Below are 25,332 nucleotides of genomic sequence, written 5' to 3' on the forward strand. Positions count from 1 at the left end.
CTCCGGAACGGCTGGTCTCGTCGTTCACGTCGCCTCCGGGGTGCTGCCGTCAGCCCTTCCCGCCGGCGCGGTGCCAGGCGAGCATGCGCCGCTCGAAGCTCAGGAAAGCGGTGTTCAGCACGAGCCCCAGCGTCCCGAGGAGCACGATGGCGGTCCACATGGACAGCACGTCCACCTGACTCTGGGCGATCAGCATGCGGTAACCGATCCCCTCGGTGCTGCCGACGTACTCCGAGACGATCATCATGATCAGGGCCAGCGCGACGCTGATCCTCAATCCGGCGAAGATCTTGGGGGACGCGGCGGGAAGGATGACCCGGATCAGCCGTTCCCTCCTGGACACGCCGAACACCTCGGCTGCCTCCAGGTACCGCCGGTCCACGTAGCGGGCGCCGTCCAGCGCGTTGAGGAGGACGGGCCAGGAGACACCGAAGACGATGGCCGTCAGCTGAAGCGGCGTGCCCACGCCCGTCATGGTCATGAAGATCGGGATCAGCAGGGGCGGCGGGACCGAGCGGAAGAAGTGGACCAGCGGGTTGACGACGTCGCACAGCACCGGCGACCGGCCCAGCGCGACCCCCGCCGCGATCGCGACGACGCAGGCGCCCGCCCAGCCCAGGACCAGGCGGCCCAGACTGGGCAGCAGGTGATCGAGCGCCTCCTGGGTCAGGAAGGCGTGGAGAAGCGGTCCGGAGAACCACAGTTCGTGCAGGCGCACCAGGATGGCCGAGGGCGGCGGGAAGTAGACGGCCCCGGCCGTCCTGGAGACCGCCTCCCACGCGAGGAGGGCGGCCGGCACGATCCACATCCAGGCGATCCGCAAGATGATCGCTCTCATGTCGCCTCCTCTCCGGCCTGGGTGCGGTGCCAGCGGAAGACCCGCCGTTCCGCTCCGGCCAGCACCGAGTTGACCGCCAGGCCGATCATCCCCGTCCACAGGGTGGCCGCGATCATCAGGTCGCGGCGGTTGCCCGCAGCGGCGCCGGTCACGAAGGTCCCGATGCCCTCCCCGCCCGCCACCAGCTCCACGCTCACCGCGACGATGAGGGCGACCGAGCTCGCGATCCGCACACCCGTGCCGATGAACGGCGCCGCACTCGGCAACGACACCAGGCGTACGACGGCATAGGGGCCGAAACCGAAGCCGCGCAGCGTCTCCTTGGCGAGAGGGTCGACGTCGTGCAGGCCGTACAGCGTGTTGATGAGCAGCGGCCAGCAGGACGTGTAGACGACGAGCGCGATCTTCCCCTGTTCTCCGGAGGAGAACAGGAACATGGCCAGGGGCAGCAGGGCGACCGAGGGGATCGGCCGCAGGAACTCCACCAGCGGCCGTACGGTGCGCTCGACCGTGGGCAGGGTGCCCATCACCACGCCGGACGGCACGGCCACCACGACGGCCAGCGCCAGACCGATCACGCAGGAGGAGAGGGTGACACCTACCGCGAGGAGGAACTCGCCGTCGGCGAGAAGACCGGCCGCGCCGACCAGGACGGTGGAGGGGAGCGGGACCAGATAGGGATCGACGGCTCCGGTCCTGCCCAGGACCTCCATGACGAGGAGGAGTCCCGCGACGCCCAGGGCGCCGCGGAGCGCCCTTCCGGCCGTCATCGCGGGGTGGCGGCCACGAGGGCGGTGGCGTCGATCTTCGACTTGGTGATCTGGAACTCGCTCAGCAGATCGGCCACACGCTGGATGCGGGCCGGGTCGAGCGAGGTGGAGAAGGTGCCCATGGTCATGGTCGAGGCGACCTCGGCGGGAATCCGGGTGAAGGTCGGGATGACCTTGTCGAGCTCCTGCCGGTCGGACGCGGCGATCTGCTGCGCCTTGCCGATCGCGCGCTGGAAGGCGGCGGCGGTCTTGGGATACTTCGACACCCAGTCCGCGGTGGTCGCCCAGCCGTCCAGCGGAAGTCCCTCGGCCGGGCCGGACAGGGTGTCGATCAGCAGGCGGCCGCCGAGGTCCTTCTTCGCGGCGGATATGTAGGGCTCGGTGAGCCATGCCGCGTCGACGGTGCCCGCCTTGAGTTGGTTGAGCTGTTCGGCGAAGGGCACCGGCACGAAGGTGACGTCACCCGGGGCCAGGCCCTCGGCCTTCAGCTGCGCGCGGACGGTCACCTCGCCCAGGGCCTTGAGCACGTTCACCGCGATCTTCTTGCCCTTGAGGTCCTTCGGTTCCCTGATCGGAGAGTCCTTGGTGACGACGACCCCGTTGACGCCCGGGGCGCCCTGCTGCGACTCCGCGAGCATCTTGAGCTTGGCCACGCCGGAGTCGCTGATCGTGATCAGTGACACGTAGCTGGTCAGGAACGCGTCGATGCCACCGTTGAGGATCCTCGGCATCACGGGCTGGGGGGCCTGGATGGTCTCCGTCTTGACGGTCAGGCCCTCGGCCTTGAAGAAGCCCTTCTCCTGTGCGATGAAGAGGGGAGCGGAGGAGGGCACCGGGACGACGCCGACGGTGAGCTCGGTCTTCTCCAGGCCTCCGGGGTTGGCGGGTCCGGCCGCCTCGGTTCCGGAACCGCCACAGGCGGCGAGCGTGAGGGCCGCCGTGAGGCCAATCAGGGAATTACGGACGACGCGTCTAGTCCTCATGGATTCTCCCGAGCTGAAGGAAACCGCGCTTCACCGGTATACGAGATCATCGGAGTCGTCGGGGAGGTCGCGGAACAACCGCGTGTCAGTTTAGCGGACAAAGATCGTCAGACCCAGTTATGCGGCTGGGAAGGCATATGCCGAATGGGACCTTGACAGCACTCCCTCATGTCCACTGAAATTGGAAATGTGGGAATTCCGATTACGATTCGAGTGCGATTCGAGTGCGATTCGGATGCGAGGAGTGTTGTTTTTCGGGAGTCCGGGCGCACCGTATTCGTCCGCGCCGGCCGGATTCCGCCGGAACGCGCGACCGGATGGGCGGCGGAGTGGTCGCGAATCGGTGGATTCGGGGGTGATGAGGATCACCGGGACCGCCGTTTCGTGAAATCGGCGGGAAATCTGAATTTTTCATCAGGAAAATCGCTCATGCACGAGACGCGCATGGCTTGAGCTGCGGTCCGGGGGCGTACGCCTCCGCCGCAGCTTTTGGATGACCGTTCAGATCGTCACGAGGTGACGGCCGCCTGGAACCCCCTGACCAGGCGCCCGACCTCGGCGCGGAGCCGGACGAACTCCGGATGCTCCCTGGTGGAGATCTGGTTACGGGGACCTGAGAGGTTCACGTCCAGGTCGCCGACGACCTTCGCGGGCGCCTTGGACAGCACGACGACCCGGTCCCCGACGTAGACGCTCTCGTCGATGTCGTGGGTGATCAGGACGATCGTCATCTTGTGGTGCTCCCTGACCTGCAGGACGAGATCCTCCAGGTCCTCCCTGGTCTGGGCGTCGACGGAGCCGAACGGCTCGTCCATCAGCATCAGCGCGGGGCGGTAGGCCAGCGCGCGGGCGATCGCCACGCGCTGCTGCATGCCGCCGGACAGCTCGAACGGATACTTGCCCGCGGCGGCGGGCAGGCCGACCTGTTCCAGTGCGTCCTGGGCGGCCTCCTTGCGCTGCTTGCGGTCCATGTTCCGCCGGCGCAGGGGCAGGGCGACGTTGTCGCCCACCGACATCCAGGGGAACAGGGAACGGCTGTAGTCCTGGAAGACGACGGCCAGGTTGTCGGGCGTCTGCCGTACCGGGACTCCGCCCACTTTGATGTCTCCGCTGGTCGGCTTGATGAGGCCGGCGATGGAGCGCAGCAGAGTGGACTTCCCGCAGCCTGAGGGGCCGACGATGCAGAGGAGTTCACCTTCGGCGACGCTCAGTTCGAGCCCGTCAATGGCCCGGTGCGCGTTCTCGCCACTGCCGTAGGTGTGGGTGAGGTTGGCGATCTCAAGCAAGGTGATTCCTAGGATGCGATCAGCTGGTGCGTGTGCGGGGACTCTAGCGGAGTTCAAATACCGCAGTCACGGTATGTCCAATTTGTGCCCGTGTGTCAATCGTTGCCGCTAATGACACTAAGTAGGAAATTTGGTACTGAAGTGTCAGAAGTCATTTCATGGACATGTATGTGCGCTACGATCCTCACCATTCCCTTCTCGAAGATCGTTTCTTCATGCTGTGCGGTCTTCTCTTGCTGTGCGGTCCTGGAGGATCCATGAAACTCCGCTCGTCAATCGTCGGGGTCCTGGCGTTGGCACTTATGGCGGTCGCCGGATGTGGTGGCGCCGGCGAGCCCACCAAGGCCTCCGCCGGTGGCTCCGGCCTGGAGAAAGCTAAGATCAATATCGGCATGATGCCGGTGGTCGACACTGCCCCGCTGCAGATCGCCATGGACAAGGGCCTGTTCAAGGCCGAGGGGCTCGACGTCTCGATGGTGAAGCTCGCGGGTGGCGCGGAGGCCATCCCGAAGCTCAAGGGCGGCAGCCTGGACATCAGCTTCGGCAACTACGTCTCCTTCTTCGCGGCCTCGGCCAAGGGAGTCATCGATCTGAAGATCGTTTCCGACGGCTTCCAGAGTGCGCCCAAGACTCATGTGGTCTTGGTTTCCAAGGACAGCAAGATCCAGACCATGGCCGACCTCGCGGGCAAGACCATCGCGATCAACACCAAGCGCAACGTCTCCTCGATGCTGGTCCGCGTCGCCGCCAAGGCGCACAACGTCGAGCTCGACGAGGACAAGAACTTCGTGGAGGCCCCCTTCCCGGAGATGGAGGGCCTGCTGAAGGCCGGTACGGTCGACGCCGCCCAGGTCGTCGAGCCGTTCGGCACCTTCATCGGCCAGAACATCGGCGCCCGCGTCATCTGGGACACCTCGCAGGGCCCGACCGCGGACTTCCCGATCGCCGGCTACGCGGCCACCTCGGAGTTCGCCAAGGCGAACCCCAACACCGTGGCGGCGTTCCAGCGGGCGATGTCCAAGGCCCAGGCGCTGGCGGCCGACCGGGCGCTCGTGGTCGCGGCCATTCCGAAGTACACGACGATCCCGGCCGCCGTGGCCGGCAGCCTCGCCATCGGCGGCTTCCCCACCACGCTTAACGCCACCCGGCTCCAGCGGGTCGCCGACAGCATGAAGGAGTACGGCCTCCTCGACGCGCCGCTGAACGTCCAGGACCTCATCGTCGCCGACAAATGAACAGAACCCGTGTCATCCGAGGGGTGATCGGCGTCTGCGCGGCGGTGGTGCTGGCCGAGGCGGTCGCCCGGCTGGGGATCATCGATCCGGAGATCGTTCCGCCGATCTCCGCCGTGCTGCTCCGATCCGTCACGCTGGTGGGGGACCCCGTGTTCCTCACCGGCGTGGCGGACACGGTTCTCGCTTGGCTGGTCGGGCTGGCGCTGGCCGCTGTCGCGGCGGTCGTCCTCGGCGTACTGCTCGGATCGGTCCCGTGGCTCAGCGCGCCGAGCCGGATGGTGGTGGAGTTCCTCCGCCCGATCCCCTCGGTGGCGCTGATCCCGCTGGCGATCCTGCTGTTCGGGTCGGAGATGGAGATGAAGGTGTCCCTCATCTTCTACGCGGCGATCTGGCCCATCCTGTTCAACACCCTGTACGCGCTCCGGGATGTGGACCCGGTGGCGAAGGACGCGATGCGCAGCTTCGGGTTCGGCCCCCTGGCCGTGCTCTGGCGGGTCTCCCTGCCGAGCGCCGCACCGTTCGTCGCCACCGGGGTGCGCGTCGCGGCGGGCGTGGCGCTGGTCGTGGTCGTGGGCGCCGAACTGCTCAGCGGCGGCCAGAGCGGCCTCGGCATCTTCCTCATCGACGCGGGCAGCGCCGGAGGCAACACCGACGTGACGCTGGCCGGCGCGGTCTGGGCGGGAGCTCTCGGCCTCATCGTCAACATGCTGCTGGTCCGGGTGGAGCGCAGCGCGTTCCGCTGGCACTTCGCGCGCACGGAGAGGATGCGATGATGAGCTGGACCGGTCCGATGGCGCGCGGCGTCCTCGCCGTGCTCTCCCGTCTGTGGCTGGCGGCCGTGCTGTTCGCGGCCTGGGAGGTGGTGGCCCGGATCATCCGGGAGAGCTACTTCCCGCCGCCGTCGGAGATCGTCGCGGCGATGCACGAGCTGTGGTTCTCCGGTCCGGCAGGCCGGCTGTTCCTCACCGACAGGGCGCTGGACGACTTCGGGCACAGCCTGTACAACCTCTTCGGCGGCTGGGTGCTCGCCTGCCTGGCCGGGATGGCCGTGGGCATCGCACTGGGCCTGTCGCGCACGCTGGCCGACTACGTGGAGCCGATGGTCCACTTCGGGCGGGCGATCCCGCCGCCCACCCTTCTCTCCTTCTACATCGCGGCGTTCCAGCTCGGGACGCCCATGCAGGTGGCGACCATCGTCTCCGGAGTCGTCTGGCCGGTGCTGCTCAACACCGTCGACGGTGTCCGTACGGTGGACCGGCTCCACCTGGAGAGCGCCGAGGTCTTCGGGGTGCGGGGGGTCCGCAGGCTGCTGTGGGTCGTCATCCCCGCCGCGTCTCCCAAGATCGTGGCCGGGGTCCGGATCAGCCTGGGCATCGCCCTGATCCTGATGGTCCTGTCCGAGCTCGTCGGGAGCACCGCGGGCATCGGCTCCCTTCTCATCGGCGCTCAGCGCAGCTTCGACCTGCCCCAGATGTGGGCGGGAATCGTGCTTCTGGGCCTGCTGGGATACCTGTTCAACGCCGTCTTCGTGACGGTGGAGAAGCGGGCGCTCAGGTGGCATCTGAACGCACGGGGCGCGTCATGAGCCTCCGGCAGACATCGAGGAAGTCATGAGAGTACTGATCATCGGCGGCGGCATCGGAGGGCTCACCACCGCGCTCAGCCTCCATGCCGCGGGCATCGACTGCGAGGTCGTGGAGTCGGTGGTGGAACCGCGCCCGCTCGGCGTGGGCATCAACCTGCAGCCCCATGCGGTCCGCGAGCTCACCGAGCTCGGCCTGGGGGAGGCGCTCGCCGAGATCGGCGTCCCGACGAGCCACCTGACCTACGCCGACAGGTTCGGTGGGGCGATCCTGTCGCTTCCCCGCGGGAGGTTCGCGGGGTACGACTGGCCCCAGTACTCCATCCACCGCGGCGAACTGCAGATGCTGCTCCTGGAGGCGGCGCGCGAGCGTCTCGGCACCGTCAGGACGGGGCTGTCTCTGGAGGACTTCGAGCAGGACGGGACCGGGGTCACGGTGTCACTGCGCGACGTGCGGACCGGTGAGCACCTGAAGGAGACGGCCGACGTCCTCGTGGGCGCGGACGGTATCCACTCGACTGTGCGCGCCCGGTTGCACCCCGACGACGGGCCGCTGCTCTGGAACGGGATCCGGATGTGGCGCGGGACGATGGAGGGGGAGCCCTTCCTCGACGGTGCCACGCTGATCGTCGCCGGCTCCAACCTGTCGGCCAAGTTCGTGGCCTATCCCATCTCGGCCCGGCTCCGGGCCCGCGGGCGAGCGCTGATCAACTGGGTGGCCGAGGTGACGGTCGCCGAACCGGGTCCCGTCCCGGTGGCCGACTGGTCCCGGCCCGGCCGCCTGGAGGACGTGCTGCCGCACTTCGACGGCTGGCGGTTCCCCTACCTGGACATACCCGCCCTCATCTCCGGCGCGGAACGGATCCTGGAGTACCCCATGGTGGACAAGGACCCGCTCCCCCGATGGGGGGACGGCCGGGTGACCCTGCTGGGTGACGCCGCGCATCCGATGTATCCGGTGGGCTCCAACGGCGGTTCGCAGGCCGTGCTGGACGCCCGAGTCCTGGCCAGGGAACTGGCCTGCGCGGCCGATCCGGTCGCGGGACTGGCCGCGTACGAAGAGGAGCGCAGGACCGCCACCACCGGCCTTGTGCTCGCCCATCGCGAACTGCCCATGGAGGAGACCATCGCGGTGGTCACGGAGCGAGCGCCCGACGGGTTCGACGACATCGCCGACGTGCTCACGCCGGAGGAACTGGCGAACATGGCCGCCGCCCAGCGGCGGACCACCGATATGGACATAAAGGCCCTTAATAGTCGTTCTTCCTGGAATGTTGCATATAAGGCGCAGCGGTGATGGGGCGTCGGATGGGCGGCATGGGCGCCGGAAGTCGCTGGCGAGGGAATTAAGCAGATATGGATATAAAGTCCGATTTGAGGGATTTAGAGGCATTGGCTGAACTCGTGGAGCTGTGCTCCAATAACCCTCACCCCATGGACGCGTCGGTGTCCCATACCGCCCAGGTGTGTGACGTGATCCTCTCCGCACCCGGCCGCCCGATGAGAGGCAGCGGATACCTATGAGGACATCATCACCGCGTGAGGACCCCGTCGCCGGTCCAGCCGAGACGCCGGCGCCCAGTGATCAGGACACGGAAGGAGCCGCCGGACACGGTGGCTCCCGCGCCCGGCGTGGCCGCAGGCTCGCGCTGCGCAACTGGCGCGTGCGGTCCAGGCTGATCGCCCTCGTCCTCATCCCGACCCTTGCCGGCGTCGTCCTCGGCGGCCTTCGGATCGTCTCCTCGGTGTCCAGCGCCGCCGACTACGGGCGTGCCGGGAAGATCGCCGAATTCGCCATCCACCTGAGCACCCTCACACACGAGCTCGCCCTGGAGCGGGACCTCTCCACGCGCTACATCGCCGAGCACCGCACCCCCAGTGGGCGCATGGCGGTGAAGAAGCAGCAGACGGTCGTCAACGCCGCCGCCGCCGAGGTCCGGTCGATGATCGACTCGGTCGAGCTGGCCAGCATGGACAGCGCGGGCGGACTGCGCGTCCGCGACGAGATCGCTCAGGTGCGCAGCCGGCTGGCGGAGCTGGCGGGTATGCGTCAGACCGTCGCGAACACCCAGCTGCTGGCCCAGCCCACCCTGGACATGTACTCCCGGGCGATCCAGGACCTGCACGCCATCCACGACGAGATCGGCCAGGACGTCACCAACGACGAGGCCCTCACCGGCAGCGTCTCCGCGTTCGCCGCGCTGACCCGCGCGAAGGAGCAGGTCTCCCGCGAGCGCGCCGCCCTTGCGATCGTCATCGCCTCCGGCCGCTTCAGCGGTGAGAGCTTCGACACCTTCGTCTCCGCCCGCGCGCAGCGCGACAGCGAGCTCGTCACCTTCCGGAGCGAGGCCTCGCTCGCCCAGCGCCAGGCCTACGACGACACGGTGAGCGGCCAGAAGAAGGACCGGGCCGAACTGTTCCGCATCCGCGCCCTGGTCTTCCCGACGCTGACGCTGAAGCCGGGCACCCCCTCCCTGATGCCTCCGTCGCAGGTCAACCGATGGTTCGACTCCGCCAGCGACGTCATCACGCGCATGCGTGACGTCCAGAAGAGCATCGGTGACTCGATCATCTTCCGGACCCAGGAACTCCAGAAGGCCGAGCAGCGCAGCGCGCTGATCGTCGGCGTGGTCGTCACGGTCCTGCTGCTCCTCGTTCTCGTCATCACCGTCCTGATGGCCCAGTCGCTGGTCCGGCCGCTGCGCACGCTGCGCACCGAGGCCCTGTCGATCGCCGGTCGCCGGCTCCCCGAGACCGTGCAGAAGCTGCGGGAGACCGGGGAGACGACCGAGCTCGATCAGATCCCTCCGATCGGGGTCAACTCCGACGACGAGATCGGGCAGGTGGCACGGGCCTTCGACGAGGTCCACCGCGAAGCCGTACGGCTGGCGGGCCAGGAGGCCACGCTGCGGAGCAACGTCAACGCGATGTTCGTCAACCTCTCCCGACGCAGCCAGACCCTGGTAGAGCGTCAGCTCTCCCTCATCGAGAGTCTGGAGCAGGGCGAGCAGGACGAGAACCGTCTTGGCAGCCTGTTCCGGCTCGACCACCTGGCCACCCGCATGCGCCGCAACAGCGAGAACCTCCTGGTCCTCGCCGGCCAGGAGCCCGCGCGCCGGTGGAGCCAGCCGATCGCGCTGATCGACGTGGTCCGTGCCTCGCTCTCGGAGGTCGAGAACTACGAGCGGGTGGACCTGCGGATCCCCGGCGGCGTGTCCGTGGCCGGCACCTCGGTCAACGACATCGTGCACCTGATCGCCGAGCTCGTGGAGAACGCGATCTCCTTCTCCCCCAGGGAGACCAAGGTCATCGTGTCCAGCAACCGCATCGACGGCGGCGGCCTGATGGTCTCGGTCACCGACATCGGCATCGGCATGACTCCCGAGGAGCTCGCCCAGGCGAACTGGCGGCTGGCCAACCCGCCGGTGGTGGACGTCTCGGTGTCCCGCCGCATGGGCCTGTTCGTGGTCGGCCGATTGGCGCTGCGGCACGGTATCCGTGTGCAGCTCCGCCAGCAGGACAGCGGCGGCCTGACCGCCATGGTGCTGCTCCCCGACTCGCTGCTCTCCGTGTCCAACGCCCCCGCGATGCCGGCCGGGCCGGCCATCGGCGACTGGGCCGGGTCCATGGCCCCGATGGACCGGTCGTCCGTGCTGGCCAGCCCCACCGGGCTTGGCCCGGCCCATCCGTCGTTCGCCTCCTTCGAGGCCGCCCATCCCTCGCTCGCCTCCCTCGACATGGGGCAGCGCTTCAACTCCTTCGAAGCGCCGCGGCCCTCCCCGGGAGACGGCGGCCACTTCGGCCAGGCGCCGGTCGACACCCCCTGGCCCGGCAACATGCCGCCGCCGGGCGCAGACCCCGGCTGGCCGAGCATGTCCCAGGCGGACACCGGAGTGTGGCCGGACCCGCCGTCGCGGGGTGGTGATTCCGGAGTGTGGCCGGACCCGCCGTCGCGGGGTGGTGACTCCGGGATGTGGTCGGACCCGCCATCCCGTGACCGGGACTCCCGGGGGTGGCCGTCCGCCGGAGATTCGGGGTCGTTCCAGCGGCGCCCCTTCGAAGCGGCCGACAACACCGGCCCGCTGCCCGTGGTCCGCGACTCCTCGCCCATGGAAGAGGCGAAGGAGGAGTTCCTGCCGATCTTCGCCGCGGTCGAGTCCGACTGGTTCAGGAAGGCCGAACCCGCGGTCCCCGACCAGGCGGCGGCCGAGGAGCCCACGGCCAAGGCGCCGGCACCGGCTCCGTCCCAGCCCGCATCGGCACCCGAGGCCTGGTCCTCACCCGCCGACGCCGGCTGGCAGGCGGCCCAGGCGGCGAGCGAACCCACGCTCGGCGGGATCACCGGCTCCGGCCTGCCCAAGCGTGTGCCCAAGGCGAACCTCGTGCCCGGCACGGCCGCGCCCGACCTGAGCGCGGCACCTCAGACCCCCGCTCCCCGGCCCGCCGTCTCTCCCGAGGCGGTACGCAACAGACTGGCGAGCTTCCAGCAGGGAGTACGGCAGGGCCGCGCCGCGGCCAAGGGCGAAGCCGGTGACGAGCAGGCATATCCCGACTTCGGCCGGGGCGTTGAAGGAAACAAGGAGGACCGGTGAGCGAGCTCATCATGGTCGCCAAGGAGGATGACACGTGCGCGAAATGAGCCAGGCCGCCCGGGGGGTCAATTGGCTGATCACCGACTTTGTGAACAACGTCCCAGGCGTGGCACACACGGTCGTGGTGTCGGCGGACGGTCTGCCGTTGGCGTATTCCGACGGATTCCCCCGCGACCGGGCGGACCAGCTGGCGGCGGTGGCGGCCGGTCTGATCAGCCTGACCCAGGGCGCCTCCCGGGTCTTCGAGGGCGGTGCCGTCACCCAGACGGTGGTGGAGATGCAGCGAGGGCTGCTCCTCATCATGTCGATCAGCGACGGCTCCTGCCTCGCCGTACTGGCAGCGGCCGACTGCGACATGGGTCTGGTGGCGTATCAGATGACCCTGCTCGTGGAACGGGCCGGTCAGGTGCTGACGCCCGCCGTCCGCGCCGAACTCCAGGCCTCCCACCCCCGGTGAGGACGATGACCCTAGGAGGATGCCGTGGCAGGCCGCGGCTGGGCTGGTGAAGGTGACCCGCTGGGCGGGTCGCCTTACCCATCGATGGACGACCCCTACCGACAACAGGGTGGTCCTTCACATCTCATGCAACCGGCACCGGCGGAACAGAGTTCCCTGGTCCGGCCATATGCCGTGACCGGGGGGCGGACCGCCCCCCGGACCCAGCTCGCCATGGAGGCGTTGGTCTCCTCGGCGACGTCCATACATCATGATCTATCCACCCGCACTCCGGAATATCAGGCGATCAGTGCCCTGTGCCGGCAAGTGCGTTCGGTCGCTGAGATCTCCGCGATGCTCCGCATCCCGCTCGGCGTGACCCGGATCCTGGTCGCGGACATGGCGGCCGAGAATCTGGTCCAGCTGCATCAGCCGCAGCTGGACGCGGGCAAGCCGGATCTCAACCTGCTGGAAAGGGTGCTCAGTGGACTTCGCAGACTCTAGCCGCGGCGGCGGCGGCCTGACATCGACGAAGATCGTCGTCGCCGGTGGATTCGGTGTGGGTAAGACCACGTTCGTGGGAGCGGTCTCGGAGATCCTGCCGCTGACCACGGAGGCGGTGATGACCGACGCCAGCGCCGGCATCGACGATCTCGGTCTCACGCCGAACAAGACCACCACCACGGTCGCGATGGACTTCGGCCGTGTGTCGCTGGACCGCGACCTGATCCTCTACCTGTTCGGAACGCCGGGCCAGCACCGCTTCTGGTTCATGTGGGACGACCTCGTCCGCGGCGCCATCGGCGCGATCGTGCTGGTCGACACCCGGCGGCTCGCCGACAGCTTCCCGGCGATCGACTACTTCGAGGAGGCCAAGCTCCCGTTCGTGGTCGCGGTCAACGGCTGGGACGGAACCTACCTGCACGGTGAGGAAGAGGTACGGGAGGCCCTGACGCTGGCGCCGCACATCCCGATCTCACGGACCGACGCGCGGTCACGGGACGCGGTGAAGGCCACGCTCATCACGCTGGTGGAGCACGCGCTGACCGTGCGGATGGCCGTTCCGGGATGGGGCCGCTGACCGCGCCGAGAGCCTTTTCCGGGTGGGATCGCCGACCACCGGGGCTTTAGTCATGCCTCCCAACGGATAGGCTGGGGGGTCGAGTCGCAGACCTGTAGCGCAGAGGCTGGCCAATCACGTGTTCGAGACGCTTTCCGACCGGCTCACATCGGTCTTCTCCTCCCTCCGTTCCAAGGGTCGGCTGTCCGAGGCCGACATCGACGCGACCTGCCGCGAGATCCGCATCGCGCTGCTCGAGGCCGACGTCGCGCTGCCCGTGGTCAGGACGTTCGTCGCCCAGGTCAAGGAGCGCGCCCGCGGCGTCGAGGTCTCCCAGGCGCTGAATCCCGCGCAGCAGGTCGTCAAGATCGTCAATGACGAGCTGATCGAGATCCTCGGCGGCGAGACCCGGCGGCTTCGCTACGCGAAGAACCCGCCGACCGTCATCATGCTCGCGGGCCTCCAGGGTGCCGGTAAGACCACCCTGGCGGGCAAGCTCGCCCGCTGGCTGCGGGAGCAGAACCACACGCCCATGCTGGTCGCCGCCGACCTCCAACGGCCGAACGCGGTCCAGCAGCTCCAGGTCATGGCGGAGCGCGCGGGGGTCGCGGTCTACGCGCCCGAGCCCGGCAACGGCGTCGGCGACCCGATCGCCGTCGCGCGACAGTCGATCGACCACGCCAGGCGGCAGCAGCACGACATCGTCATCATCGACACCGCCGGCCGCCTGGGCATCGACCAGGAGCTGATGAAGCAGGCGGCGGACATCCGCGACGCGGTCTCGCCCGACGAGGTCCTGTTCGTCGTCGACGCCATGATCGGTCAGGACGCCGTCTCCACGGCTCAGGCCTTCATGGAGGGCGTCGGCTTCGACGGCGTCGTGCTCACCAAGCTCGACGGCGACGCCCGCGGCGGCGCCGCCCTGTCGGTCCGCCATATCACCGGCAAGCCGATCATGTTCGCGTCCACCGGTGAGAAGCTGGAGGACTTCGACGCCTTCCACCCGGACCGGATGGCCTCCCGCATCCTCGACATGGGTGACATCCTCACCCTGATCGAGCAGGCCCAGAAGACCTTTGACGAGGCTGAGGCCGTCAAGATGGCGGGCAAGCTCACCTCGGGTGAGGGCTTCACGCTGGAGGACTTCCTCGAGCAGATGATGATGGTCCAGAAGATGGGCCCCATCAAGAACCTGCTCGGCATGATGCCCGGCATGGGGCAGATGCGCGAGCAGCTCAACCAGGTCGACGACCGCGACCTGGACCGCATCGCCGCCATCATCCGCTCGATGACCCCGGGCGAGCGCCAGAACCCCAAGATGATCGACGGCTCCCGGCGGGCCCGCATCGCCAAGGGGTCCGGCGTGACGGTGACCGAGGTGAACGGCCTGGTCACCCGGTTCTTCGACGCGCAGAAGATGATGAAGAAGATGGCCGGCGGGATGGGCATCCCGGGCATGCCCGGCGGACGCAAGGCGGGCAAGGCCGCGCAGAAGAAGGCGGCCAAGGGACGGCGGGTCAGCGGTGACCCGCGCAAGGCGGCACTCGGCAAGGGCGCTTCCGACACGGTCGGTGCCCCCGGTGGCGCCGCAGGCCCGGGTGGCGCCCTCGGCAGGCTGGGCGCGGGTCAGCTCCCGCCCGGCCTCGAACTGCCCCCGGGCTTCGACCCCTCGAAGTTCAAGCTTCCCGGCCAGAAGTAAGTGGGCGACAACGGGTTCCACGGGCGGGCCCGGTGGATCTGGCTGGCCATCGTGGTGGGATTCATCGCCGTGGCGACGCTGGAGCTGCTGGGAGTGCGGCCCAAGTAGGACCGGGGGACGGGGGTGGCGGAGAGATCCGTCACCCCCGTCGTCCAGCCCGCTCCTTTCCGAGGCCCGGACCGTCGGCGGGGCGGTCATGCCGAAGGGCGTCAACAGCCGGCCGGCGCGGTCAGCGCGGTCAGCAGCGATTCCACGGACGGCGGCATGCCGTCCGGAGCCCCCGCGTCCCCTCTCGTGATCTGCCGGTCCGCGGACGGCGCCCAGGACGGCCGGAGGCTCGGCGTGGGAACGGACGTCAGGACGGAAGCGGATCTCGGTGCCGGGACGGTCACCGGGGCGGGGTCCGGCGAGGGCGTCGCGGTGGCGCCGGGACATCGGACGTCTCCGGTCCGGGCGGACTCACCGGTGGTCGCCCTCATGGCCAGTACGGCGCCCAGCACGGCGACGGATCCGATCGCGGTCAGCAGCAGCGATCTCAGGGTGGTTGCCACGGCGGTCAGTTATCGCAGCGGAGCGGGCCGCCCGATACCTCGAACACGCGTGGATTACCGAGATTTGCCCTCCGCCGGCCGTACGGGATGGGCCCTGTTTGGCTGGGCACTCCCGTACGTCTGGCACAATGACATGTTGGAACATCGTGACCACGTGGGTGCCCTCTCACCCCCGCGTGCCACGCCTGTCCCTACGAACGGTTCTCTCCTCGTGCCCCACTCGATGAGACGCCGCTCACCCACGCTCTAATGCAGGAGAGACCACACCAGTGGCAGTCAAGATCAAGCTCAAGCGGCTCGGTATGATCCGCAACCCGCAGTACCGCATCGTCATCGCCGACAGCCGCACCAAGCGTGACGGCCGGGCGATCGAGGAGATCGGCCTGTACCACCCGAAGGAGAACCCCTCGCGCATCGAGGTCGACTCCGAGCGGGCGGCTTACTGGCTGGGTGTCGGCGCGCAGCCGACCGAGCCCGTGCTCAAGCTCCTCAAGCTCACCGGTGACTGGCAGAAGTTCAAGGGCGAGCCGGCTCCGGCTCCGCTCAAGGTCGCCGAGCCCAAGGCCGACCGGCACGCCGTCTACGAGGCCGCGGCCAAGGAGGCGCTGTCCCTGGACGCCGCCGCCACCACGCCGAAGAAGCCGGCCAAGAAGGCTGTGAAGGCCGACGAGCCCGTCGCTGAGACCCCGGCTGAGCCGGTCGCGGAGGAGAAGCCGGAAGGCGAGGCCTGAGGTGCTCGAGGAGGCCCTCGAGCACCTGGTGAAGGGCATCGTCGAACATCCCGACGAGGTCCAGGTTCACGCTCGCCGCATCCGCAGCGGGCGTGTGCTTGAGGTCCGGGTCCACCCCGAGGACCTCGGCAAGGTCATCGGCCGTGGTGGCCGTACGGCCAAGGCGTTGCGCACTGTCGTGAACGCCCTGGGCGACGGCAAATACGTTCGGGTCGATCTACTCGACCTGAACGAGGCCCGCTAGCCGACACGAGATCCATCGAGTGAACGGGTCACCCACCCAGCGTGGGTGGCCCGTTTGCTTTCTGCGACACACGACCATTTTGGGAGGCGGGCGTGCAGCTTGTCATCGGCCGGATCGGCCGCCCGCACGGACTCCGCGGCGACGTGTCCGTGGAGGTGCGCACCGACGACCCGGAGAGGCGTTTCGCCCCGGGTACGGCCATCGTCACCGACCCCGCGTCGACCGGTCCGCTCGTCGTCGAGTCCCGGCGCTGGCACTCCGGCGTCCTGCTGGTCAGGTTCGAGGGCGTCAACGACCGTAACCGTGCCGAGGAGATCCGTGGCACCACGCTCGTCATCGACTCGGCGGACATCCCGCCGCCGGACGACCCCGACGAGTTCTACGACCACCAGCTCATCGGCCTCGCCGTCGTCACCCCCGACGGGGAGCGGGTCGGCGAGGTCTCCGACGTCCTGCATCATGGTCAGGACCTGCTCGTCGTGCGCCGGGGCGGCACCGAGGTCTACGTGCCGTTCGTGAAGGCGATCGTCCCGGTGATCGACCTGAAGGCGGGCACGCTCGTGGTGGACGGGCCCGCGGGGCTGCTCGATCCGGACACGATCGTCTGACATGCGCATCGACGTCATCTCGATCTTCCCCGAGTACTTCGCCCCGCTCGACGTCTCCCTCATCGGCAAGGCCCGTGAGCGCGGCATCCTCGACATCCGCCTCCATCAGCTCCGCGACTGGGCCCACGACGTGCACCACACGGTGGACGACACCCCCTACGGCGGCGGCCCCGGCATGGTCATGAAGCCGGGTCCCTGGGGGGAGGCCATCGACGCCGTCCTCGCCACCGATCCCGCCGCGCAGCCCAGGATCATCGTGCCGACCCCCAGCGGGGTGCCTTTCACCCAGAAGCTGGCCATGGAGTACGCCTCCGAACCGTGGCTGCTGTTCACCCCCGCCCGTTACGAGGGCATCGACTCCCGGGTCATGGCCGAGTACGGCTCACGCGTGCGGGTGGACGAGGTCGGCATCGGTGACTACGTGCTCGCCGGCGGGGAGGTGGCGGTGCTGGTGATGGTCGAGGCCGTCGGGCGGCTGCTGCCCGGCGTGCTCGGCAACGCCAACTCGGCTGTGGACGACTCGTTCGCGCCCGGCGCGATGGAGAACCTCCTCGAGGGGCCGGTCTACACCAAGCCGCCGGAGTGGCGGGGGCACGAGGTTCCGGAGATCCTGCTCTCCGGCCATCACGGCAAGGTCGCCCGGTGGCGGCGTGACGAGGCGCTCCGCCGTACCGCGAAGAACCGTCCCGAACTGCTGGCCGCGCTCGATCCGGAGGGCCTGGACAAGCAGGACCGGCAGATCCTCTCCGAGTTCGGCCTTCCCGGCTGACCATGACGTCACAGCCCGCCGCCCGAGGATCGCGGCGACGAGCTGTGACGGGTTGATTTCCGGTCGGTCGCGAAAATATGGCACACTGAACCGTTGCCGCCGACTGTCCACTGGCCGGTGCGCGCCGTCGGGCAGATGGGCCTGACTCCCAAGACACCGTCCAATTCAGCACGCGTGTCCATCGCGACGCCGCCCCATCGCGGCCGGGTGGACCTCCGGGTGCTCGCGTAAATGAGGTACCACTGCCATGCACACGCTGATCACCGAGCTTGAGAAGGCCACGCTCCGCAGCGATGTCCCGGACTTCCGTCCCGGTGACACGCTCGAAGTTCACGTCCGCGTGATCGAGGGCACCCGCTCCCGTGTCCAGGTCTTCAAGGGCTTCGTCCTGCGCCGCCAGGGCAGTGGCGCCCGCGAGACCTTCACCGTCCGCAAGGTCAGCTACAGCGTCGGTGTCGAGCGCACCTTCCCGGTGCACAGCCCGGTCATCGAGAAGATCGCCGTGGTGACCCGTGGCGACGTCCGCCGCGCCAAGCTCTACTACATGCGTGACCTGCGCGGCAAGGCCGCCCGCATCCGCGAGAAGCGCGTCGCCCGCTAGGTTCCGCCGCCTTCTGTCCTGGCCCGTCCCCCGCAGGGGGTGCGGGCCAGTGCCATGCAAGGAGGTTTGACCTCCTATGGGTAAGACGCATAGCCATGCCCAACCGGCAGGAGACGAGCCGATGTCGGTCATCATCTAGGCTCGTCCACGATGACTAGCGAAGACCGGGAGTACGGCGCAGCCTCGCGTCGACCTGTCGAGGACGAGGTGGACGTGGTCGCCGAAGACACCCAGAAGACCGCCGACGGCGGCAAGGACAAGAAGAAGGGCTCCTTCTGGAAGGAGCTCCCCGTTCTGATCGCCGTCGCCCTGGTCCTCGCATTCGTGATCAAGAGCTTTGTGATCCAGGCGTTCTACATCCCGTCGGAGTCGATGGAGAACACCCTCCTGACGAACGACCGGGTCCTGGTGAACAAGCTGGTCTACCACACCCGCGCCATCGAGCGCGGTGACATCGTGGTCTTCTCCGGTGTGGACTCCTGGGACGGCGAGGTGTCGTTGGAGGAGCCGTCCAACCCGGTCTCCGCGTTCTTCCGCTGGATCGGCACCGCCTTCGGCGTGGTCCCCGGCGAGAAGGACTACATCAAGCGCGTCATCGGTGTCGGCGGTGACACCGTGAAGTGCTGTGACGTCCAGGGGCGCGTCACGGTCAACGGCGTTCCCCTCGCCGAGAAGTCCTACCTCTACCCCGGTGACGTGCCGTCCCGGGACCCCTTCGAGGTCAAGGTCCCGCAGGGCCGCCTCTGGGTCATGGGCGACCACCGCTCGGTCTCCCTCGACTCCCGCTCCCACATGGGCGATCCCGGCGGCGGGACCATCCCGGTGGACAAGGTGATCGGCCGGGCCTTCGTGATCGTGTGGCCGTTCTCCAGGGCGAAAATCCTCCCCATCCCCGAAACTTTCCAGCAGCCCGCCCTCAAGGCGGCCGCCGCCCTCGGAGAGGCCGCCCCGCTTCTCCTGGGTCTCGCGGGGGCCGCGCCGCTGGTGCTGTGGCGTCGGCGCTGGATCTCAAGGCGGTAGCCGTACCCCATGACTGTGGAACCCGACAGCACGTCCGCTGAGCCCGAGAAGGAGCCCGCGAAGGAGCCCGAGAAGGCGAAGGGGAAGCCGTCCCGCAGGAGCAGCCTGCGCGAGACGCTGACCCTGATCGTGTCCGGTGTGGTGGCGGCGCTGCTGCTGCAGGCCTTCGTTCTCCAGAATTTCAAAATCCCCTCGGAGTCGATGGAGAACACCCTCAAGAACGGCGACCGCGTGGTCGTCAACCGGCTGCACGGGGAGACCGAGCGCGGCGACGTGGTCGTCTTCAAGGGATGGCCGGGCGGAGACACCATCAAGAGGGTCATCGCGGTCGGCGGTGACACCGTGAAATGCTGTGACGCCCAGAAGCGGATCACCGTCAACGGGGTCCCGCTCGACGAGAAGGCCTACCTGCACCCCGATGACTTCCCCTCGGCCGACAAGTTCGAGAAGGTCGTGCCCCAGGGGCGCCTGTGGGTGATGGGCGATCATCGCTCCGCCTCCAACGACTCGCGCAACCACGAGGAGATGGAGGGGGACGGCACGATCTCCGAGGACGACGTCATCGGCCGGGCCTTCGCGATCTACTGGCCGCTCTCCCGCGTGGCGGTCCTCTCGACCCCGGACATCTTCGCCAGGCCGGAGGCCTTCGCCCCGTCGAAGTAGCCGGAGACCTTCACCGGGGAGAGGCCTGCCACTCCGGGAGGCGATAGCGGTACCGAACGGCCCGGATGGGGCGTACTCTCGGCTCATGGTCGCTGTGTCTGCCGTGGTGCCATGACAGTTGCGTTCCGTCCCGCGCCGAGCGTGGTCCGGCGGGATGTGGGCCTGTACGGCTATGAGCGGGCTCTCACACGCCGCGGGCTGGGGCCCGTGGCCGGGGTCGACGAGGCCGGTAGAGGGGCCTGCGCGGGGCCGCTGGTGGTCGCCGCGGTGGTGCTCGGCCGCCGGATCGACGGCCTGAACGACTCCAAGCTGCTCACGGCCTCCCGGCGTGAATCGTTGTACAGCCTGATCACGACGGCCGCGGAGGCGGTCAGCGTGGTGGTGATCCCCCCGGCCGAGATCGACGTGCGCGGCCTGCACAGGTCCAACATCGAGGGAATGCGCCGCGCCGTCGCGCGGTTGCCCTGTGACCTCGGCTACGTGCTCACCGACGGCTTCCCCGTGCCGGGTCTGCCCGTGCCGTCGCTTGGTGTGTGGAAGGGTGACCGGGTGGCGGCCTGCGTCGCGGCGGCCTCGATCGTGGCGAAGGTGACGCGAGACAGGATGATGGCCACGCTGGACGGGCACCATCCCGAGTACGGTTTCGCGGTGCACAAGGGGTATGGCACCGTGAGTCATCGAAGGGCACTTGAAACTCACGGTCCGTGTCCGGCCCATCGTTTCTCGTTCGCGACGGTGGCGCGGTTCGGGCCGGGCGGGGTGATGGGTGAGAATGAAGTGGGGGCCGGTTCTGCCTGATCGGGTGGGCCGGGAAGGCGTGCAACAGGAGGACCGGTATGAGCGCAGAGGATCTCGAGAAGTACGAAACCGAGATGGAGCTGCAGCTTTACCGTGAATACCGCGACGTCGTCGGGCTGTTCAGCTACGTCGTGGAGACGGAGCGGCGTTTCTATCTGACCAACTCCGTCGACCTGGACGTCCGGACGGCTGAGAACGGTGACGTGTTCTTCGACGTGAAGATGCAGGACGCCTGGGTCTGGGACATGTACCGGCCGGCGAGATTCGTGAAGAACGTCCGTGTGGTCACCTTCAAGGACGTCAACGTCGAGGAGCTCGCCAAGCCCGATCTGGAGATGCCCAAGGAGGGCTTCTCCAGCTGAGGCTTTCTCCACAGACGCGGCCTGTGCCTGACCGGGTATCCACAGAATCGGATTCGGCCCGCTGAGGGCGGACCGGGCTGAGCCAAGGTCGGGGACCGGAGGTGGTTCCATGGCCGCGAAGGACGAGCTCGGCAGGCACGGTGAACAGGTCGCCGTCGACTATCTGCTGGCTCAGGGCATGCAGATCCTGGATCGCAACTGGCGATGCCCGGACGGAGAGATCGACGTGGTCGCCCGTGATGGGCGATCCCTCGTCGTGGTGGAGGTGAAGACCCGGTCGGGCCGCACCCACGGCACCGCCTTCGAGGCGGTGACCGAGGTGAAGCTCGCCCGTCTGCGCAGGCTCTCCGGCAGGTGGCTGGCCACGCAGTGCGAGCGATTCGACTCGATCCGCGTCGACGTCATCGCCCTGGAGCGGTTCGCCGGAGACATCGCCATCCGTCACGAGCGGGGGGTGTGCTAGATGTCCTCCGGACCGATGGCCCCCGGGCTGTCCTGGATCGCCCGCCGGGTCAGGGGGGTGGCGTGAGTGGCCGTCGCACGCACCCGCTGCATCGCGCTGATCGGGGTGACCGGCCATCCCGTCGATGTCGAGGCCGATGTCGGCAGCGGCATGGCCGGCCTGCACCTCATCGGAATGCTGGACACCGCGCTGAGCGAGGCACGGGATCGGGTCCGGTCAGCCGTGGTCAACAGCCGCTACGGGTGGCCCGACGCGCGGATCACCGTCAGCCTGTTCCCCGCCAGCCTCCCCAAACGCGGAAGCGTTTTCGATCTCGCGATCGCGGTGGCCCTGCTCGCGGCGGCCGGGGTCGTGCCCCGTGCCAGGGTCGTCGAGCCGTTCTTCCTGGGCGAGCTCGGCCTCGACGGTTCGGTGAGACCCGTGCGTGGTGTGCTCCCGGCCGTGCTGGCGGCGGCCGGAGCCGGTGCCGGCACCGTCGTGGTCCCCGTGCACAACGCCGCCGAGGCCGGTCTCGTGCCGGATGTGACCGTGATCCCCGCCGCGAACCTCGGTGAGCTGGTGAGCTGGCTGCGCAGCGACGATCCCGTCACCGTGCCCGTGCCCGTGGCCGGGAGCGCTCCGCGCACCGAGCCGCCCCACCTCGGCGGCGGGCCGGGCGGCGCGCGGTCGTCCTCTCCGGACGATCCAGGTGAGGTCGTCCCCGACCTGGGTGACGTGGCAGGCCAGCCCTTCGCCCGCCGTGCCTTGGAAGTCTGCGCCGCGGGAGGCCACAACTTCTGGATGCTGGGTCAGCCGGGCACCGGCAAGACGATGCTCGCCGAGCGGCTGCCCACCCTGCTCCCGCCCCTGGGGCGGGACGAGGCACTTGAGGTCACCGCGATCCACTCCGTCGCCGGGGCGCTGCCCACGGACCGCCCGCTGCTGACCCGTCCGCCGTTCGTGGCACCCCACCACACCGCGACCGTCGCGGCCGTGATCGGCGGAGGGAGCGGGATGATCCGCCCGGGGGCGGTGTCGCTCGCCCACAGGGGCGTCCTGTTCATGGATGAGGCTCCGGAGTATTCGAGGACCGTCCTCGACTCGCTCAGGCAGCCGCTCGAATCGGGCAGGGTGACGGTCTCCCGGGCGCTGGGCTCGGTCACGTTCCCCGCCCGGTTCATGCTGGTGCTGGCGGCCAACCAGTGTCCCTGCGCGCGACCGTCCGGCTCCGACGATCCCTGCCGCTGTGCTCCCGCGGCCCGCCGCCGCTACCTGGCCAGGCTCTCCGGCCCGCTGCTCGACCGGATCGACGTCAAGGCCACCCTGTACCGGTCGACCAGGCGAGAGCTCCTCGCCGACCGCCGGTTCATCGAGCCCAGCCAGGTGGTGGCCGAGCGGGTGCTCATCGCCCGTGAACGTGCCGCCAGACGGTTCGCAGGCAGGCCATGGCGGTGCAACGCGGAGATGCCGACCCGTGCCCTCCACACCGACCACCGTCCGCCGCCGAAGGCGATGTCGCCCCTGCTCCGGTGCCTGGACAGCGGCGAGCTGAGCGCCCGGGGCCTGGACCGCGTGATCAGAGTGGCCTGGACACTGGCCGACCTCGGCGGCAGGGACAGGCCCGAGATCGAGGAGACCAACGCCGCACTCGGACTGTGGCTGGGGGAAGAACGGTGAACGACCGGCTCGCGCGGGTCACGCTGATGCGGTTGGCCGAGCCGGGCGACGTCGTCATGAGCAGGCTCGTCGCCTCACAGGGCCCGGAGGCCGCCGTCGGACAGATCCGGGAGGGCCATCCGGAGCCCGAGTTCGCCCGATGGTTCGCCGCCTCCCACCGCCGTGACCCGTCCGGGGCGCAGCGGGAACGGCTCACGGTCAGGCTTGAGCGGATGTTCGTCTCCTGGGCGGCCCGGCTGGAGACGGCCGAGCCCGCCCGCGACCTGGCAGAAGGGGAGCGGGCCGGGGCCCGGCTGGTGGTTCCCGGCGACTGCGAGTGGCCGACCCAGCTCGACGACCTGGGCGACTCCCGTCCCCATGCCCTCTGGCTCCACGGCGAGGCCGACCTGCGCTTCTCCTGCCTGCGGTCCGTCGCCGTCGTCGGTTCCCGGGCCGCCACACCGTACGGCACGCATGTCGCGGCGGAGTTCGGAGCCGGGCTGAGCGGACGGGAATGGGCCGTCGTCTCAGGAGGCGCGTACGGCGTGGACGGGGCGGCTCACCGCGGTGCCCTCGCCGGTGGGACGCCGACCGTCGCCGTGCTGGCCTGTGGCACCGACATCGCCTATCCCAGCGCCCATCATTCGCTGTTCGCCGCCGTGCGTTCCCAGGGTCTGCTGGTGAGCGAGTGCCCGATGGGCGCCCACCCGACCCGGCCGCGTTTCCTGGTCCGCAACCGGCTCATCGCCGCGCTGTCGCGGGGCACCGTGGTGATCGAGGCGGCCCTGCGGAGCGGAGCACTCAACACCGCGGGGCACGCGATCTCGCTCAACCGGAATCTGGCCGCCGTGCCGGGGCCGGTGACCTCGGAGACCTCGGCGGGCTGTCACCGGTTGATCCGTCAGGGGACGGCCACCTGCGTGACCACCCCCGAGGAGATGATCGAGCTCGTCGGTGCGATGGGCGATGATCTGGCTCCCGAGCCACGCGGCCCGCTGCTCCCACGCGACCGGTTGGATCCCGAGACCCGCGCGGTCCTCGAAGCGGTGCCCGCCCGTGCCGGGGCAGGCCCGGCGACGATAGCGCTGGCCGCGGGTGTCGGCCTGGAGACCGTGCTGTCCTGCCTCGGTGGCCTGGCCGCGGCCGGATACGTCGAGCGCGTCCCCCGGGGCTGGCGCCTGCGTCCCGGCAGACCCGACAGGTAGGGATTCCCGGGCCGGGCGGACGGCTCCTCCCGGCCCTCGCCTCTCCCCTCACTGCCGCGACCGAGCCTTGGCCACGGACTCCGGGTCCGGGCGTGCGGTCAAGCCGGTGACAGGTGATCTCTTCAGGGCGCCGTCTGGGCAGCCGCAGTAGAAGACTCCGTCTGGGCAACCGCAGTAGGTGGAAATATCAATAAAACGTGCATTAGTCCCGGCCCGTGGGCCAAAGGGGCAGAAGGCGGACCTGGCCCCGCCCCAGGAGGAGCAGCGGATCGAGATACAGGCGGTCGCGGAGCAGGCCCCAGTGCACGCAGGCGGCCGGGCAGTGCCCGGGAACGTCCTGGACGACGCCGATCACCTCACCCCGTTCGACCCTCTGGCCGCGCCGTACCGTCGGCTGGAGCGGCAGGTAGGTCGTCCGCAGGCCACCGGTGTGAAGCACGCTCACCACCCCCCGTTCCGCGAGCGGCCCGGCGTAGCCGACCGTTCCGGCTCCGGCCGCGCGGACCTGCTCGCCGGGTGTCGCGGCGAGATCGACTCCCCGGTGACCGGCCAGCCACGGTCGGGCAGGGGGCGCGAAACCGCGGAGCACCCGTGGACGCCCGGTGAGAGGCCAATCCCAGCGGACCGGGGGCTCCGAGACTCTGCTCGGGGCGATCCGGCCGGCTGCGCCGTGCGCGCCCGCGACCTCCGGTGTGGTGAGCAGCAGCGCGGACAGCAGGGTGGCGAGCGAGGACTGCGCCCCGAGGGCGCGGAAGCGATTCATCTTCCCGAGGATGAAAGATCCGTGCGGAGTTCAGGCGTGCCGAGCGGGATTCTGTGGACAGGGGACGCGGGGCTGTGGACAGGTGCCCTCTGCAGGAGCGGCACTCATCCGACGGTCGGAGGCCGCCATAGCCTCGGACAAGGGGCTCGCGTGGAAGAACACGACGTGTGAGGACGGGCCGTCCTGTGCCGTACGCTCCCGTCCCGGGACCTGGTCGTCTACGGTCTGCTGCTCATCGGGCCGCCGGCTCCGGTGTCCGCCCACGCGTCGGCCGGGCTGGGAGGCGGCGCCGGGTTCCTGGCGGGCTGGCCGGTGATGCTCGACCACCTGCTCATCCCCAGCGTGGCGTACCTCTTCTGCTGATGCCGGTCGCCGGCGGGCTGGTCGCGATCTGGATCGTCATTCTGGCCGGCCCCCTCGCCAAGCTCGTCGATCTGG

General features: G+C 69.0%; 27 protein-coding genes. 21 read left to right on the forward strand and 6 right to left on the reverse strand.

Features of this window, described 5'->3' with window-relative positions; translation table 11 throughout:
• Window positions 1-49: 49 nt before the first annotated feature.
• The 4 genes from FHR32_RS22835 to FHR32_RS22850 all read right to left on the reverse strand — a co-directional run bounded on the left by FHR32_RS22835 (window position 50) and on the right by FHR32_RS22850 (window position 3,877).
• A complete protein-coding gene (locus tag FHR32_RS22835; protein ID WP_184756165.1) occupies window positions 50-838 on the reverse strand; it encodes an ABC transporter permease in 789 nt (262 codons plus the stop codon).
• Window positions 835-1,608 carry an ABC transporter permease gene (locus tag FHR32_RS22840; protein ID WP_184756166.1) on the reverse strand — a complete coding sequence of 258 codons (774 nt, stop codon included), beginning with the start codon at window positions 1,606-1,608 and terminating at the stop codon, window positions 835-837. Before FHR32_RS22840 ends, FHR32_RS22835 begins: the two co-directional genes overlap by 4 nt.
• On the reverse strand, window positions 1,605-2,591 hold the full coding sequence (locus tag FHR32_RS22845) for an ABC transporter substrate-binding protein (protein WP_184756167.1): 987 nt from the start codon (window positions 2,589-2,591) through the stop codon (window positions 1,605-1,607). Before FHR32_RS22845 ends, FHR32_RS22840 begins: the two co-directional genes overlap by 4 nt.
• 509 nt (window positions 2,592-3,100) lie before the next feature.
• Window positions 3,101-3,877, reverse strand: a complete 777-nt coding sequence (locus FHR32_RS22850) for an ABC transporter ATP-binding protein (protein ID WP_184756168.1) — start codon at window positions 3,875-3,877, stop codon at window positions 3,101-3,103.
• A 257-nt stretch (window positions 3,878-4,134) separates the two neighbouring features.
• On the opposite strand from FHR32_RS22850, the gene FHR32_RS22855 reads away from it, so the two are divergent.
• The 9 genes from FHR32_RS22855 (at window position 4,135) to ffh (ending at window position 14,481) form a co-directional block, all read left to right on the forward strand.
• Window positions 4,135-5,112 (forward strand): ABC transporter substrate-binding protein, encoded by a 978-nt coding sequence (locus FHR32_RS22855; RefSeq protein ID WP_184756169.1) that lies wholly within the window; start codon window positions 4,135-4,137, stop codon window positions 5,110-5,112.
• Window positions 5,109-5,885 carry an ABC transporter permease gene (locus FHR32_RS22860; protein WP_184756170.1) on the forward strand — a complete coding sequence of 259 codons (777 nt, stop codon included), beginning with the start codon at window positions 5,109-5,111 and terminating at the stop codon, window positions 5,883-5,885. The genes FHR32_RS22855 and FHR32_RS22860 overlap by 4 nt, the downstream gene beginning before the upstream one ends.
• A complete protein-coding gene (locus tag FHR32_RS22865; protein ID WP_246466278.1) occupies window positions 5,882-6,697 on the forward strand; it encodes an ABC transporter permease in 816 nt (271 codons plus the stop codon). Before FHR32_RS22860 ends, FHR32_RS22865 begins: the two co-directional genes overlap by 4 nt.
• 25 nt (window positions 6,698-6,722) lie before the next feature.
• The gene (locus tag FHR32_RS22870) at window positions 6,723-7,991 is read left to right on the forward strand and encodes a flavin-dependent oxidoreductase (RefSeq protein ID WP_184756171.1); all 1,269 of its coding nucleotides are present in this window, start codon (window positions 6,723-6,725) and stop codon (window positions 7,989-7,991) included.
• A gap of 223 nt (window positions 7,992-8,214) precedes the next feature.
• Complete coding sequence (locus tag FHR32_RS22875) at window positions 8,215-11,286, forward strand: sensor histidine kinase (protein ID WP_184756172.1); 3,072 nt, start codon at window positions 8,215-8,217, stop codon at window positions 11,284-11,286.
• Between the two features lie 43 nt (window positions 11,287-11,329).
• Window positions 11,330-11,743: a roadblock/LC7 domain-containing protein gene (locus FHR32_RS22880; protein WP_197048434.1), complete on the forward strand. Its 414-nt coding sequence runs from the start codon at window positions 11,330-11,332 to the stop codon at window positions 11,741-11,743.
• An 84-nt stretch (window positions 11,744-11,827) separates the two neighbouring features.
• Entirely contained in the window at window positions 11,828-12,226 is a 399-nt protein-coding gene (locus FHR32_RS22885) for a DUF742 domain-containing protein (RefSeq protein WP_221465515.1), read from the forward strand.
• Window positions 12,207-12,803, forward strand: coding sequence for a GTP-binding protein (locus FHR32_RS22890; protein WP_312882618.1), 597 nt, complete (start codon window positions 12,207-12,209; stop codon window positions 12,801-12,803). The genes FHR32_RS22885 and FHR32_RS22890 overlap by 20 nt, the downstream gene beginning before the upstream one ends.
• A gap of 118 nt (window positions 12,804-12,921) precedes the next feature.
• Window positions 12,922-14,481: a signal recognition particle protein gene (gene ffh, locus FHR32_RS22895; RefSeq protein WP_184756174.1), complete on the forward strand. Its 1,560-nt coding sequence runs from the start codon at window positions 12,922-12,924 to the stop codon at window positions 14,479-14,481.
• Between the two features lie 209 nt (window positions 14,482-14,690).
• Here ffh and FHR32_RS22900 read toward each other — a convergent pair whose 3' ends face one another.
• Window positions 14,691-15,032: a hypothetical protein gene (locus tag FHR32_RS22900; protein ID WP_184756175.1), complete on the reverse strand. Its 342-nt coding sequence runs from the start codon at window positions 15,030-15,032 to the stop codon at window positions 14,691-14,693.
• 269 nt (window positions 15,033-15,301) lie between these two features.
• Between FHR32_RS22900 and rpsP the strand changes: the two genes are divergently transcribed.
• The 12 genes from rpsP to dprA all read left to right on the forward strand — a co-directional run bounded on the left by rpsP (window position 15,302) and on the right by dprA (window position 24,131).
• Window positions 15,302-15,763: a 30S ribosomal protein S16 gene (gene rpsP, locus FHR32_RS22905; protein ID WP_184756176.1), complete on the forward strand. Its 462-nt coding sequence runs from the start codon at window positions 15,302-15,304 to the stop codon at window positions 15,761-15,763.
• 1 nt (window position 15,764) lies between these two features.
• A complete protein-coding gene (locus FHR32_RS22910; RefSeq protein WP_012888562.1) occupies window positions 15,765-16,007 on the forward strand; it encodes an RNA-binding protein in 243 nt (80 codons plus the stop codon).
• Between the two features lie 92 nt (window positions 16,008-16,099).
• Window positions 16,100-16,615: a ribosome maturation factor RimM gene (rimM, locus tag FHR32_RS22915; protein ID WP_184756177.1), complete on the forward strand. Its 516-nt coding sequence runs from the start codon at window positions 16,100-16,102 to the stop codon at window positions 16,613-16,615.
• 1 nt (window position 16,616) lies between these two features.
• Window positions 16,617-17,384: a tRNA (guanosine(37)-N1)-methyltransferase TrmD gene (gene trmD, locus FHR32_RS22920; RefSeq protein WP_184756178.1), complete on the forward strand. Its 768-nt coding sequence runs from the start codon at window positions 16,617-16,619 to the stop codon at window positions 17,382-17,384.
• A gap of 247 nt (window positions 17,385-17,631) precedes the next feature.
• Window positions 17,632-17,985 (forward strand): 50S ribosomal protein L19, encoded by a 354-nt coding sequence (gene rplS, locus FHR32_RS22925; RefSeq protein ID WP_184756179.1) that lies wholly within the window; start codon window positions 17,632-17,634, stop codon window positions 17,983-17,985.
• A 150-nt stretch (window positions 17,986-18,135) separates the two neighbouring features.
• Complete coding sequence (gene lepB, locus FHR32_RS22930; protein WP_184756180.1) at window positions 18,136-19,005, forward strand: signal peptidase I; 870 nt, start codon at window positions 18,136-18,138, stop codon at window positions 19,003-19,005.
• A 9-nt stretch (window positions 19,006-19,014) separates the two neighbouring features.
• Complete coding sequence (gene lepB / locus FHR32_RS22935) at window positions 19,015-19,668, forward strand: signal peptidase I (protein WP_184756181.1); 654 nt, start codon at window positions 19,015-19,017, stop codon at window positions 19,666-19,668.
• A gap of 111 nt (window positions 19,669-19,779) precedes the next feature.
• Window positions 19,780-20,466, forward strand: coding sequence for a ribonuclease HII (locus FHR32_RS22940; protein ID WP_184756182.1), 687 nt, complete (start codon window positions 19,780-19,782; stop codon window positions 20,464-20,466).
• A gap of 38 nt (window positions 20,467-20,504) precedes the next feature.
• The gene (locus FHR32_RS22945; protein WP_184756183.1) at window positions 20,505-20,828 is read left to right on the forward strand and encodes a DUF2469 domain-containing protein; all 324 of its coding nucleotides are present in this window, start codon (window positions 20,505-20,507) and stop codon (window positions 20,826-20,828) included.
• A 109-nt stretch (window positions 20,829-20,937) separates the two neighbouring features.
• Window positions 20,938-21,291 carry a YraN family protein gene (locus FHR32_RS22950; RefSeq protein WP_184756184.1) on the forward strand — a complete coding sequence of 118 codons (354 nt, stop codon included), beginning with the start codon at window positions 20,938-20,940 and terminating at the stop codon, window positions 21,289-21,291.
• Window positions 21,292-21,357: 66 nt separating this feature from the next.
• On the forward strand, window positions 21,358-22,947 hold the full coding sequence (locus FHR32_RS22955) for a YifB family Mg chelatase-like AAA ATPase (protein WP_184756185.1): 1,590 nt from the start codon (window positions 21,358-21,360) through the stop codon (window positions 22,945-22,947).
• Window positions 22,944-24,131, forward strand: coding sequence for a DNA-processing protein DprA (gene dprA / locus FHR32_RS22960; RefSeq protein WP_312882620.1), 1,188 nt, complete (start codon window positions 22,944-22,946; stop codon window positions 24,129-24,131). Before FHR32_RS22955 ends, dprA begins: the two co-directional genes overlap by 4 nt.
• A gap of 202 nt (window positions 24,132-24,333) precedes the next feature.
• Here the strand turns inward: dprA and FHR32_RS22965 are convergent, their stop codons facing one another.
• Entirely contained in the window at window positions 24,334-24,894 is a 561-nt protein-coding gene (locus FHR32_RS22965) for a murein hydrolase activator EnvC family protein (RefSeq protein ID WP_184756186.1), read from the reverse strand.
• Between the last annotated feature and the right edge of the window lie 438 nt (window positions 24,895-25,332).

This window comes from Streptosporangium album (assembly GCF_014203795.1).
Classification (GTDB): Bacteria; Actinomycetota; Actinomycetes; order Streptosporangiales; family Streptosporangiaceae; genus Streptosporangium; species Streptosporangium album.